Origin of the sequence: Methanoregula formicica SMSP (assembly GCF_000327485.1) — an archaeon.
In the GTDB taxonomy this organism is placed as follows: Archaea; Halobacteriota; Methanomicrobia; order Methanomicrobiales; family Methanospirillaceae; genus Methanoregula; species Methanoregula formicica.
In genome coordinates, this window is sequence record NC_019943.1 from 858,330 (window position 1) to 871,097 (window position 12,768).

Genomic DNA, 12,768 nt, shown 5'->3' on the forward strand with positions numbered 1-12,768 from the left:
GATTATGGTGTCTGACCGTCCCCGTCTCACCGAATCCTATGCTGGTCCGGTATGGACGGCTCGTGATCATGCTGGCAGCTTGTAGCCACGATTCCTTGCGGAACCGAACCGTACCCAGCCTCCCGATACGGGGGGCAGGTATCCTGTAAGTCGTTTCGTTCTGGTTATCGGATCGCACCCGGCCCCATCGAGGCATATGGGCGGGCTGACCATCCTTCTCATCCCTGCTTGTTCTCGTATTCTGTACCTGTTTCCGGGGGGACTCATTCCCGCATCCCCGGAAACGCCCTGCTGGTTGTGAGGGAACCTGGGTGAATGAGCCGGTCCGGCTGGCGAACCAGTCGCAACCTGATTTCTTTATCCGGCTTACGAGGTAATAAGTTTTTATATTTTCATATGAAAAAGTGTGATGCTGGAACCTTGTACCTGCCTGGTGTTTTCTGCACCCGGTATCCAGATCTCCCGGTGGATACCTAGAGGTCCGGTGCCCTGGCGAATCCGGGTTTCCGGTAGCTCATGTAGAGATGGTTGTGCCGCTTTGCCCATTTCATCATGGGGCCGAGCGCCTCGCGGAGTTCCCTCCCATGTTCCGTAAGGTGGTATTCCACCCTTGGCGGGACTTCGTCATAAGAGATACGCTCGATCAGCCCGGTATCGGAGAGCTCTTTGAGCACATCGGCAAGCGACTTGGGACTGATCTCACCGCAGTCTTTCATGATGTCCTTAAACCTCATCGAAGGTCGCCGGCCCAGCTCCCAGACAATGCAGATCGTCCATTTCCGTGCGATCGTCGGCATGATCCCCCGCAGGCAGCAGACGCAGAGGTGGTCGTAGTCGCTTTCGTCCGCCATAGTTACTGCATTACTATAAAGTTTATACTATTAATAATTCGGCAACACAAGTTTTAAGAAATCAGAATAATTTTTCCATTGGTGCTATTATGTATTACAACAAACAGCTACGACTATTGGCCGCCACCGGTATGCCAACGCAGGCCGGCTCCCTGAAGGCCCGTTATCTGGGAAGGGGATGACCATGGCGCACTACTCTGAGACCATCGACCTCTATTCCGATGACGGGAAACTGCTGAAGAGCAACGTGCAGCTGCACCGCATCAGCCCGCTCCTGAACCCGGCGGCCCGGACGATCGTTGACCTGACGAAACGGACGATCAACGTGAACCTTGCCGGGATCGAGGAAGCCTTAAAAACAGCAAGGCTCGGCAAGGGCCGCATTCCCGGCCGGGAACTCGATCTCCCCATCATGGAGAAGAAAGACGAACTGATAGCGAAGATCCGGGAAATGGTGCAGGTTGAGGAAGGCGACGATACCGGCATCCAGCAGTTCAATGGCGGCAAGCTCCTGCTTGTCCGGGCGCCTACGCTGCGGCTGAGCGGAGCATCAACGTACGATGCCGCCATCACCGCTGTTGCTTCTGCCGTGACCTATGCGATTGTCGATACGTTCGATATCGATGCGTTCAATGCCTCGACCGTCAAGGCGGCAGCGTGGGGCAGTTACCCGCACACGCAGGACATGGAAGGTGCGCTCGTCACCTCCATCCTCACCATCCCCCAGAACAACGAGGGGATCGGGTATGCGCTCCGCAATATCAGCGTCAACCACTTCGTCATGATGACCAACCGGAATGCCCTGCAGGGATCCGCGCTGGCCTCGACGCTGGAGATGGCCGGGGTCTTCGAGATGGGCGGGGCAATCGGCCCGTTCGAGCGCAACCAGCTTCTCTGCTACGCGTACCAGGGCCTCAATGCCAATAACATGGTGTACGATATCGTGAAGGAGAACGGCCAGACCGGGACGGTCGGATCCGTTGTCCAGTCACTTGTCGACAGGGCTGTCGAAGACCGCGTGATCGCCCCCGGGAAGAAAGGCGGGTATTTCCAGTTCTACGACACGAAGGATCCGATGCTCTGGAACGCATACGTATCGGCGGGCACCCTTGCCGCAAGCATCGTCAACTGCGGTGCAGGCCGGTTCGTCCAGGCCGTCTCGTCAACGCTCCTGTACTTCAACGATCTGATCGAGCACGAGACCGGTCTTCCTGGCGCGGATTTCGGCCGTGTCATGGGGACTGCTGTCGGCTTCTCGTTCTTCAGCCACTCGATCTACGGTGGCGGCGGCCCGGGCATCTTCAACGGCAACCACGTGGTTACGAGACACGCGTACGGCATGGCCATTCCCTGCGTGGTAGCCGCAGCGGCCATGGACGCCGGCACCCAGATGTTTGCCCCGGAAGGAACCTCGAAGATCATGGGCGAGACCTATGGCCGGATGGATGCTTTTGCAAAACCGATCCACCAGATCGCACAGGAGGCCTGAGGCATGCAGCCCGATCATCATGTGTATCCCCAGTGCCGTATCGTCCCGATGCGCCTCCTCTCCCCGGACACGACAAAACGGCTGCTCGAACGTATCGTGCCCGTTCCCGGCATCCGCCGGATGCTCCTGAACGGCCAGAATATCCCCGTTGTCGTGCCGTATGGGCCGGCGCGGGGAACCGCGAACAAAACGAACCTGAGAAAGAGCATCGAGATTGCCGGTAACACCGTTGACCTGCACGTGCAGGTCGGCACGATCACCCTTGAGGTAGAAGATAAAAGCGTTATTGCGGCCATCCGTGCCATTTGCGACAACTATTTTGTCAATTTCCCGTGCAGCGTCCAGGAAGGGCGGTTCATGAAGACCCGGCCGAGCCTCGTGGATTATGCAAAATATGGTCCGGAGGCAGATCCGTCCGTTATTGGCCTTGTCGACCCGAAACGGAAAGAGAAGCCCGCGTTCATCAGTCCTTTGAGCGACCGGGTCTCTGGGGGGTGCGAGCTGTGAGCGCAAGGAAACCGCAATACGGCCCGGGGACCTCGGTCGTGGCGGCCAACCGGCGGAAGCAGATGGACCCGGGGCAGGTCCTCACCAAGATGCGGAGCATTACGGACGAGGACATCGTGCTCCTCCTTGGCCACCGCGCCCCGGGCGAGCGTTTCAGGAACGTCCACCCCCCGGTGACCGAGCAGACCGAGCCGGCCTGCCCCATGCGCAAGCTGGTCAGACCCACGGAAGGGGCAAAGAACGGCGACCGTGTGCGATACGTCCAGTTCGCCGACTCGATGTTTAATGCCCCCTGCCAGCCCTACCAGCGGACCTATGCCGAGATGTACCGCTTCCGGGGGATCGACCCTGGCACTCTTTCAGGACGTCAGATCGTCGAATGTCGCGAGCGCGATCTCGAACAGTACTGCCGGCTCCTGATCGAGACCGAGATGTTCGATCCGGCGCTCGTGAGCCTGCGGGGCGCAACGGTTCACGGGCACTCCCTCCGGCTTGCCGAGGACGGGATGCAGTTCGATGCGCTCCAGCGATGCGTTCTTGGGACCGACGGCATGGTCCGGTACGTGAAAGACCAGATCGGGCTCCCGCTCAACCGGCCGGTCGAGGTGGGAAAACCGCTCGGCCAGCCCTGGTTAAAAGAGCATTCTACCATCTTCCACTGCCTCGTGGGAACGGCCCTGCGCGACGATGCCGAGTATGTCGAATACCTCAAGCGGATCCATACCCTGAGGACACGGTACGGGTTCATGCCAAAGGAGACCTGATGCAGATGGCATCCGTAGAACATTCCCAGAAACAATTCTTAAAAGCGCTGAAGGAGAAGTTCAAGGGGCAGGACGTAGAATCGCAGAAGACCGGATTCTACAAGTTCGGCGGGGTGCAGCAGTCCCCGCGCAAGCGCGAGTTCATGGCGGCAACAAAGAAGATCGAAGCGGATCGCGGGATCTCGATGTACGATCCCGAGCACTGCCACCTGAACGGTATCCCCATGGGCCAGCGGCAGCTGATGACCTACGAGGTCTCGGGCACCGGTACGTTTGTCGAGGGCGATGACCTCCACTATGTCAATAACTCCGCCATCCAGCAGATGTCGGACGAGATCAAGAGGACGATCATTGTCGGGATGGACATTGCGCACAACACGCTCCAGAAGCGCCTGGGGAAAGAGGTCACGCCCCAGACCATCAACGAATATCTCCATATCCTCAACCACGCAATGCCCGGCGGGGCCGTGGTGCAGGAGCACATGGTGGAGACAAACCCGGGGCTTGTCGACGACTGCTACGTCAAAATTTTCACGGGCAACGACGAGGTAGCCGACGACATCGAGCCGCAGTACCTGCTCAACATCGAGAAGCTCTTCCCGAAGAAGCAGGCCGAGGCGCTCAAGGCCGAGATCGGGAAGTCGATGTACCAGGCCATCCACGTGCCGACAATCGTGGTCCGGACCTGCGACGGCGGTACCACCAGCCGGTGGTCGGCCATGCAGATCGGGATGTCGTTCATTGCAGCGTATCGTACCTGTGCCGGGGAAGCAGCGGTGGCCGATCTGTCGTTTGCTGCAAAGCATGCCGGTGTCATCCAGATGGGTTCCCACCTGCCGGCCCGCAGGGCACGCGGCCCCAATGAGCCGGGCGGGATCAAGTTCGGGATGTTCTCGGATATGATCCAGGCGGACCGGAAGTATCCCGACGACCCGGCAAAGGCTTCGCTTGAGGTCGTTGCTGCCGGCGCAGCCCTCTTCGACCAGATCTGGCTTGGCTCCTACATGTCGGGCGGCGTAGGGTTCACCCAGTATGCGACTGCGGCATATACCGACAACATCCTCGATGATTTCACGTACTACGGCATGGACTATGTCAAGGACAAGTACGGCTACAACTTCCGGCAGCCGGGCGCAGACAAGGTGATCCGGCCCACGCAGGATATCGTCAACGACATTGCCACGGAAGTAACGCTATACAGCATGGAGCAGTACGAGAAGTTCCCGACCCTGATGGAGGACCACTTCGGCGGCTCGCAGCGGGCTGCCGTGATGGCTGCGGCAGCCGGCCTCTCTACGTCCATCACCACCGGTAACTCGAATGCCGGCCTGAACGCGTGGTATCTTTCGATGATTATCCATAAGGACGGCTGGTCGCGGCTCGGATTCTTCGGGTATGACCTCCAGGACCAGTGCGGTTCGGCCAACTCGCTCTCCATGGAACCGGACCGGGGCGCCATGGGCGAGCTCCGCGGCCCCAACTACCCGAACTATGCGATGAACGTGGGCCACCAGGGCGAGTATGCGGCGATTGTCGCGAGTGCGCATTATGGCCGGGCAGATGCCTTCTGTTTCGATCCGAGGGTCAAGATCACGTTCGCCGATCCCTCGCTCAAGTTCGATTTCTCGGAGCCGAGAAAGGAGTTTGCGAGAGGGGCGATCCGCGAGTTCGAGGCGGCCGGGGAGCGGTCGCTGATCATGCCGGCACGGTAAGCGTTGCTCCGGGTTGCACGCCCCCTTAACGGAAATATCCCGCTTTTTATTTTTCTTGTCCTGTATGCCCTGTTTTTAACCTCAAAAGGGGTCGCTGTCTGTATTCAAGACCCGTCGGCTAAAGGATTTTACTTAAAGATTCATACGAATGTAATATTTTTTTTAATAATAGTCATACGTGTCCCCATGATAATACGGGAATATCTTTACCCGCGTCTCTCATTATTATCGATAAAATTGCATCTCCGCTTTAGGCAAATCATTCCCGTTTTGTTTTTGCACAAATGTATTCGTGCACAGGAAAAATGTTTATTAATTCATACGATTTTGAAAAAATTTAATATCGTGTCCAACATATGGAATAGCAGGGGTGATGATTCCTGCATCTGGTCGATCCGTCCACCCGATACCATTCGTGGTCATTCCCTTGATGGATCCCCTGCAGGGTTTATCATCCTCTCGTAGTATGAATAATTTTTATTCCGGAGTGAAATACCGATGGTTGAAACCAGGAAAGCAAAAGGTGCCAAGAGCACACCGGCAAAGAAAGCAGAACCCAAAAAGGAAGTACCCAAGAAAGCTTCCTCAAAGACAGCAGTTGCAGGAAATCCAACTGCCAAACCTGCCGCCAAAACAAAAAAATAATTTCTTTTCTTTTTAATCATCGATAAGGTCAGTCGGACCGCCAGATAACAACAGCGGGAAGACTCAGGTATTCCTGCAATTAACGGTTGCCTGAAATATCGGGACGATCCGCTGTACGGGGGAATCCCGGGATGGCAGGTTTTTCTGAACTACGAAATCGATAAAAAAGATGCCGGACGGGTGTATCCCCGGTCAATACTTCGGAAGGTACCAAAGATACTGACGGGAGAACACTGCCCGATGCTTGAAGAACGATAGTTCCGGTGTATTCCTTTCTGACATAGTCCCCGTAACGTGACAAGGTCTCCCTCCTTTTTGATAATTGCGATCCTGTCTGCTCTTATCGCAGGAATGAGGCAGACTTGTCAACAGCGGTATTATTGTACTCTTTTCTCACGGTAATGATCTTCTCCGGGCACCTCCCTCTTCCGGTAACCGGAAGTGTGTGATGAGATCCTGTGTTCTTGTGTGTTTGTTTCAGATATGCAGGTCTCCTGGTTGACCCGGGAGACCCTGTATTCCGGATCTGACCCGGACAATGTTAAACTTTTTGATTCTTATATGAAATAATGTGAATTTTTTTACCATTACTACTATTATCAACAATAACCAGGTTGCGGTGCAGGTAGTCCGTCCCGGGACCCGGCTCGTGGGCGTGTCTATGGTGAAACAACGAACGATTATCCGGTCCGGAAACGACAAGTCAGTGGTCCGTGAGTATGGATTGCGCACCATTGTTTGAGGAAAAGGAAGAGATGAGGGATGTGCAATGATGAGTCAGAACTCTTCTGCAATCCCCTATCCCCAGCGGTAGAGTGTTGCAATGGGGTCGCTTTTCGGGAACAGGTTGCAGACGAGTCCTTTTCCCCGCAGAAAGCGTTCTGCGGTTGCCGGTGAGACCGGCATGATCTTATCTTTTACTGTACGGTCGGTTGGCCAGAGATGGAGGTAGTAGGTGATCCGTTTTTCCGGATCGGTGTGGATGTAGAGATCTTTCCCCTGGTGCTGGAACCCGTTGGATCTCTTCTGTGGCCGGGGGGCTGCATAGAGGCATTCATCAAACCGCGTGTCGATCTCGGCTCTCCTGCTGCCATTAAACAGTGTTGTCTTCATTCCCACAACTCCCGTTGTACCGGGAATCGGTTTTCCCGCCGTTCCAGGTACAACGATTGTTTATTTGTCTTGTCGAAAGTGCGGGTGTTTCTGGAGGTCCAGGCATACCCTGTATACCTTGTGAGTCCCGAATTCGCATAAACTTTTTTATTTTTGTATGAAAAAGTATGTAAAATTTTTTCAAATATGATACGATAACCGCGAATGAACCTGGGTAGCGCATGCTATGCAATGCTCTCCCTCACATATCAATGGTATAGAATGAGAGGAAGGATCCATTTCCCTATGATGCCCGTTCCCGTGACCTGATCTCAGTCTGCCCTCACCACAATGCCGGTGATCTTCCTGTTCAGGGTCAGGTTGGGGATGGGATCGAATTGCACCCCGATTTCCGGATCGACAGCACCAGTTAATACCGAACGGTAGGTCACGTGCATGTTGCTGCAGGAAACCTCGTTAAGACTCCGGTTCACTGATTCGAAGAGAGCATCCCGGAATCCTCGTGGCAGGTTGCGATACAGGGTCACGTTCACCTGAGTCGTGTTGGGATACCCCTGGCTTACCACCGAACTTTCCAGTGCCAGCTGAGCGTTGCCGTTCCCGCTTGCCATCGGATGACCGGGATCCGGGGTGATATTGACCACCTGGATTTCCACAAGGGAGCAGGCTGCGGAATCGTTCACCCAAGGCGTTGTACCGATATCGAAAAGCGTCTCCGTTATCCCGTACGTGACCTCATCCATGCTGGCATACTGGAGCGGTGCCGAGAGTGATCCTTTCGTCACGTTCACGTTGCCAAAAGACCAGGTGTATCCCTGATCCTGCCAGAAGTTGTTCACGGGCTGGTACGTGAAATTCACCATCCGGAGGGCGCTAGAGGGTTGTGCCGTGCTGTCGTTGACAATGTCTGTCCGCAGGTATCCCTTGTCTTCGCCCTGTATCCGGAGAACTCCCCCGGATTTCACCGGATCGAAGGTGAAGTCCCCGCCCCCCAGCGGAACTGGCTCGGAGAATCGCGTCTTCCTTTTTAAGGATGCCGCAGTCTCGATGTCCGATGAGAATTTCAGGATACCGGTCTCGACCAGCCTGATATGCGTGATCTCGGACTGCTCTTTCATTGACGGGACAAAGTACGCGTTCCATGCTGCAAAGAACGTCACGATGACTGCGAGGATGAGCATGGCGGCAACAACCGGGGCGACAGCGTCATCGGTCATGGGCCGGCCCTCCCGGTATAGATCACGGTACGGGGGGTGATCATCTTTATTGTCTCATTCCCTTCAGGCGATCCAGGCATTTTCACCGTCACGTTGCTGCCAAGGTCAAACACCGTTTTGTCGGGAGCAACGACGAGGTTGCCGGACTTCCCGCTGAATGATCTCTTCCAGGTCTCGTTCACGATCACCACGTTCAGGTCTTCGACCTTTACCCAGTCTCCTCCTTTGTGCCAGAACGTGAAATTACCGGTTGCATCGCTTGTCATCATGATGGTGACCGTTGGTTCGCGGTCTACCGGCAGGTAATTGAAGAGTGCTGCGGAAAAGACCGCGAGCAGCACAACGACCAGGGCGATCATGAGCATCTCCCCGACAACCTCAGAGACTCCCGGTTCATTGTGTTCCTTTAGGTTCACGAGTGTTCACGTCCTGTCGCTGCTGGAGTTGTATGGTGAAATGCTGCGGGATACCCGGCATCCCGCACCTGCCGGATTTCGTTCATGGATTTTACTATGTTTTTCCCAGCGTAATTAAGCATAAAGTAATAAAAAATTTTCTTTTTATGTTATTCTGGCAGAGGCGTTTTTCCGGAATATCTGTCATAAAAAATTATACGAATCTGCGTACCGGGGAATGTCAAATAGTCATATTCATATAACATTGAATGTTACTTTATGAAAAATAAGTATAATTTTTCTTTGAATGTTGGTGGGAGGAAGACTATGTGCCGCAACGAACACGCCGTATCCCCGGTTGTCGGCGTCATGCTGATGCTTTCGGTGACAATCATCATTGCAGCGATCGTGAGCGCAACGGCCGGCAGTTATTCGGGCACGCAAAAATCCGCCCCCTCCGGTGTTCTCGAAGTCCATTTTTACGAGAACCGTTCGTATGGAAGTTTTTCTGCTCATGCGATGACCATCGAGCATATCAGCGGGGCTCCCCTCCAGACAAAGGACCTGAGTATATCCACCTATTACCGGAATGAGTCCGGGCAGTTGATCAAAGGTACGCTTTCCGGGGAGAAGTCCGTGGAGATCGATTCGGGTGATTACTGTGCGCCCCTCTTCATCAACGACCAGGACCGGTTCGAGGGATCGCCCCTCCAGCATTCCTCTTCCGCCCGGCACAGGAGCTGGTTCGGGAACTCTTCTGCGGTCCTGATGGCCGGAGATGTTCTTGTAACCCCGGCCCAGTTCTGCGGATCTGTTGCCGGCCACGAGAACCTGGGCCTGAATACCCTCCTGAACCTTGGCGAGAAGACCTCGGATGACGGGTACAAGGCCGGAGACGTCATTACCGTCAAGATTGTCCATATCCAGAGCGGGCAGGTGATCTTTGACAAGGATGTGGTGGTCGTTTGAAGTACAGGAACGATCATGAGACGGCAGTGTCACCGGTTGTTGGCGTTATGCTGATGCTCTCGGTTACCGTTCTGATTGCGGCTATCGTGAGCACCTATGCGGGCGGTTTCACTGGTGGCGCGGAGAAGAGTCCCCAGAGTTCGGTCAAGGCGAACCCAAACCTGCTCCAGCACCGGATCTATTTCGAGCACAATGGCGGCGACCCGTTCATGCTCAGCTCTGTCCAGGTAGTTCTGCGCGAGCATGACAACAAAACCGCGCTCTCCCTCATCGATGCAAAGAGCAGTCGTGTCCAGAATTTCACGGAAGTGGGTATTGAGGCTCTGAACAGCGATACCACCATCCAGGCCGGTGATACCTTCTATATCGAGAGTGTTGACTGGAAAGCGGGTGAGGTGTGGATGAAATTCGGGAACCTGGATCTGTCCCCGGATCAAAAAATTACCTGGCTTCTTGTCGACAAAGGGACGGGAAAGACTATCTCGACCGGGTCGTTCTACCTGTAATCCTTCACTGGTTCTGTAATCGGATTCCTACATTTTCTCTGGTTTTGCTGGATTGAGTCAGATTGCCTCTTAGCATGTTCTGTCTGACAGGCATCCGTTAATGGACATATAAATATGGAAAAATCTCACAAAAAAATAATGTTTTTATAAAAATTATTATTACGATTATTTTCCATATGGTTGGTTTGGGGAGTATCATGCGATATCAGAGGAAGTTACCTCCGGATCAACGGGATTGGTTGGGTCGTCTAAAAAATCAACGCATTTCAGCCAGTACAGTTGCTTTTATCCAGGGTATTCTGATTTTGGTTGGGATGCTATATCTGGCATATATCACACCCGGAATCGTGGAATCCCTGATGCGATCCATTCTTGGTGATAATTCGGCGTTTCTGCAGGGCAATCTCTATAACAACACCAGTACCAGATTCCAGATTAACGGGCTGACTTACGATACAAAAGAATTAGTCATTCAATTTTTCCAGACGGGGAGAGTTCCTGTTTGAAATACCTGCTCATGCATTGATGCATGGCCATTTTTTAAACCGTCATGTGAAAAAACGAGGTGCCGCTGCCCCACTATCTGCCGGATGGTTAATTGGATGCCCTTGCCCGGAATGGTACCAGGAATTTCCCCTGCTCGTTCTCGACAACAAATGCATCCACGCCGTATACCTTCCGGATGCACTCCGGGGTCAGGATCTCCTGCGGTTTACCGTAACCGGCCATCTTTCCCCCGTGCAGTACGACAACGGTGTCTGCATAACGGTATGCAAGGTTGAGGTCGTGGACAGCGATGATCATACCGGCCCCGCGTTCCCACGTGATCTCCCGCATGGTCTCCATCACTTCGATCTGGTACCGGATGTCCAGTGCACTGGTTGGTTCGTCGAAGAGGAAGAGCTTCGGATCCTGGGCAAGCGCCCGGGCAATGAAGACCTTCTGGCGCTCTCCCCCCGAAAGCTGGTCCATGTAATTCCCTGCCATGTGTTCCATCTCCAGTGCTTCAAGCGAGTGCTGGACCCGGGAGAGTTCCTCGTCTGAGACCGACCACTTGATGTGCTGGCGCCGGCCAAGGAGGACGGTCTCGAAAACCGTGGAGTACAAGGTGTAGGTGAAATGCTGGGGGACATACCCGATGCATTTTGCCAGATCAATGGGATCGAGCTGGCGAGTATCCGTCCTGTCGATACTGATGGTTCCCGAGCTCTGGCCATGCACTCCCGCAACAGCTTTGATGAGTGTTGACTTGCCTGAACCGTTCGGGCCTACCAGTGCAACGATCTCTGCTTTGCCAAGGGAGAACGAGATGTCATCCAGCACCCGTTTTTCACCATACTCCTTACAGATCTTCTCCAAGGCCACTTCCATCCTTCACACCCCCTAGTATAATCCCCTACCTTTTCCCCGCATGATCAGGAACAGGAAGAAGACGCCCCCGATTGCGTACATGATGATCCCGACCGGGATCTCGACCGGGCTCATGATTGTCCGTGCAACGGTATCGGAAAGAAGCAGGATCGCTGCGCCCATCAGGCCGGCGCAGGGAATGAGGTACCGGTGGTCGCTGCCTATGATCATCCGGCAGATATGCGGCCCCATGAGGCCGACAAAGCCGATGATGCCGGTGAAGGCAAGGCAGCAGGATGCAGCAAAGGTAGATATCATCAGTCCTGAAAGGCGGAGGCGTTCGACATTGATCCCGAGATTCTTCGCCACGTCGTCCCCCGCCGAGAGTGCGTTCAAGTCCCATGCCCTGCGTTCGAGCAGGAAGAAGCAGATGATAACGAGAGGGATGAGGAGGAGGACGGCGTTCCAGCTTGCCCCCCACATGCCGCCCATAAGCCAGACCATCAGTTCCCGGAGCTTCTCGTTGTTGGTGATGTATTTCAGCGCCATGACACCGGCGGTGAAGAGATATCCTATGACGACTCCGGCAAGGATAAGAGTGGACTGCGTTGTTCCCCGCGACCGCGAGATCCCGTATACAAGGAGCATCGAGAGCCAGCCGAAGATGAAGGCGAAGACCACGATCCACATGTCGTAACTGAGCAGGAAGTATGAGACCAGGATCCCGGGCCCGAGTACGATGGCAAGCGCAGCGCCGAACGATGCTGCGGAGGAGAGTCCGAGCGTGAACGGGCTGACAAGCGGGTTCCGGAGCAGGCCCTGCATGACAGCGCCTGCCCCCGCAAGGCTAATCCCGGTCAGGATAGCGAGGAAGATCCGGGGCAGCCGGAATCCGACCACGATCAGTTCTGCCTGCGGGTTTGAGGGTGCCGGGATCGTGAACGGGATTGTGTCGTACCATGCGGCTACCGACGGGAGGTACGTGTGCAGGAGGTTCTGGACTGATACTGCACAGGAATGGCCTATCGCAAGGATGGTGTCCTGCGGGGTGATGGAGACGGTGCCGATCCCCGCAGACAGGATGGCGGCAACCATCACGAAGATCGAGAGCCCGGTGATGAGGGTGATGCGCCGGGTGCTGCCTGCTTTGTACAGGGTATGGACGGATACGTTTACCGGATCTTTATCCTGCGTTGCCTCTGTCATCAACCCGCCCTGCTGCCTGTTGTTTTCTTTCTTTCAGGGATGCC

Annotated in this window: 14 protein-coding genes; 7 read left to right on the forward strand and 7 right to left on the reverse strand. The window is 54.8% G+C overall.

The window, feature by feature from the left end; all coding sequences use genetic code 11:
• Positions 1-473 precede the first annotated feature (473 nt).
• A complete protein-coding gene (locus METFOR_RS04345; RefSeq protein WP_015284890.1) occupies positions 474-851 on the reverse strand; it encodes a winged helix-turn-helix transcriptional regulator in 378 nt (125 codons plus the stop codon).
• A 184-nt stretch (positions 852-1,035) separates the two neighbouring features.
• On the opposite strand from METFOR_RS04345, the gene mcrB reads away from it, so the two are divergent.
• Genes mcrB through mcrA form a run of 4 tightly spaced genes read left to right on the forward strand, consistent with a single transcriptional unit; the run spans position 1,036 to position 5,323 of the window.
• Positions 1,036-2,340 carry a coenzyme-B sulfoethylthiotransferase subunit beta gene (gene mcrB, locus METFOR_RS04350; protein WP_015284891.1) on the forward strand — a complete coding sequence of 435 codons (1,305 nt, stop codon included), beginning with the start codon at positions 1,036-1,038 and terminating at the stop codon, positions 2,338-2,340.
• A 3-nt stretch (positions 2,341-2,343) separates the two neighbouring features.
• Complete coding sequence (gene mcrD / locus METFOR_RS04355; RefSeq protein WP_015284892.1) at positions 2,344-2,847, forward strand: methyl-coenzyme M reductase operon protein D; 504 nt, start codon at positions 2,344-2,346, stop codon at positions 2,845-2,847.
• Positions 2,844-3,611 (forward strand): coenzyme-B sulfoethylthiotransferase subunit gamma, encoded by a 768-nt coding sequence (gene mcrG / locus METFOR_RS04360; RefSeq protein ID WP_015284893.1) that lies wholly within the window; start codon positions 2,844-2,846, stop codon positions 3,609-3,611. Before mcrD ends, mcrG begins: the two co-directional genes overlap by 4 nt.
• A gap of 5 nt (positions 3,612-3,616) precedes the next feature.
• A complete protein-coding gene (gene mcrA, locus METFOR_RS04365; RefSeq protein WP_048111146.1) occupies positions 3,617-5,323 on the forward strand; it encodes a coenzyme-B sulfoethylthiotransferase subunit alpha in 1,707 nt (568 codons plus the stop codon).
• 419 nt (positions 5,324-5,742) lie between these two features.
• On the opposite strand, the gene METFOR_RS15245 is transcribed toward mcrA, so the two are convergent.
• The 4 genes from METFOR_RS15245 to METFOR_RS14465 all read right to left on the reverse strand — a co-directional run bounded on the left by METFOR_RS15245 (position 5,743) and on the right by METFOR_RS14465 (position 8,714).
• Entirely contained in the window at positions 5,743-5,988 is a 246-nt protein-coding gene (locus METFOR_RS15245; RefSeq protein WP_148277593.1) for a hypothetical protein, read from the reverse strand.
• Positions 5,989-6,766: 778 nt separating this feature from the next.
• Positions 6,767-7,081, reverse strand: a complete 315-nt coding sequence (locus tag METFOR_RS04370) for a hypothetical protein (RefSeq protein WP_015284896.1) — start codon at positions 7,079-7,081, stop codon at positions 6,767-6,769.
• A 311-nt stretch (positions 7,082-7,392) separates the two neighbouring features.
• Positions 7,393-8,298, reverse strand: coding sequence for a hypothetical protein (locus METFOR_RS04375; RefSeq protein WP_015284897.1), 906 nt, complete (start codon positions 8,296-8,298; stop codon positions 7,393-7,395).
• A complete protein-coding gene (locus tag METFOR_RS14465) occupies positions 8,295-8,714 on the reverse strand; it encodes a type IV pilin N-terminal domain-containing protein (RefSeq protein ID WP_015284898.1) in 420 nt (139 codons plus the stop codon). Before METFOR_RS14465 ends, METFOR_RS04375 begins: the two co-directional genes overlap by 4 nt.
• Before the next feature lie 306 nt (positions 8,715-9,020).
• On the opposite strand from METFOR_RS14465, the gene METFOR_RS04385 reads away from it, so the two are divergent.
• The 3 genes from METFOR_RS04385 (at position 9,021) to METFOR_RS15500 (ending at position 10,674) form a co-directional block, all read left to right on the forward strand.
• On the forward strand, positions 9,021-9,662 hold the full coding sequence (locus tag METFOR_RS04385) for a type IV pilin N-terminal domain-containing protein (protein ID WP_015284899.1): 642 nt from the start codon (positions 9,021-9,023) through the stop codon (positions 9,660-9,662).
• A complete protein-coding gene (locus tag METFOR_RS14470; RefSeq protein WP_015284900.1) occupies positions 9,659-10,168 on the forward strand; it encodes a type IV pilin N-terminal domain-containing protein in 510 nt (169 codons plus the stop codon). The genes METFOR_RS04385 and METFOR_RS14470 overlap by 4 nt, the downstream gene beginning before the upstream one ends.
• A 197-nt stretch (positions 10,169-10,365) precedes the next feature.
• Positions 10,366-10,674 (forward strand): hypothetical protein, encoded by a 309-nt coding sequence (locus tag METFOR_RS15500; protein ID WP_158491348.1) that lies wholly within the window; start codon positions 10,366-10,368, stop codon positions 10,672-10,674.
• 88 nt (positions 10,675-10,762) lie between these two features.
• Here METFOR_RS15500 and METFOR_RS04400 read toward each other — a convergent pair whose 3' ends face one another.
• The gene (locus tag METFOR_RS04400; RefSeq protein ID WP_015284901.1) at positions 10,763-11,539 is read right to left on the reverse strand and encodes an ABC transporter ATP-binding protein; all 777 of its coding nucleotides are present in this window, start codon (positions 11,537-11,539) and stop codon (positions 10,763-10,765) included.
• A gap of 12 nt (positions 11,540-11,551) precedes the next feature.
• Positions 11,552-12,724: a FecCD family ABC transporter permease gene (locus METFOR_RS04405; RefSeq protein WP_015284902.1), complete on the reverse strand. Its 1,173-nt coding sequence runs from the start codon at positions 12,722-12,724 to the stop codon at positions 11,552-11,554.
• Positions 12,725-12,768: the final 44 nt, after the last annotated feature.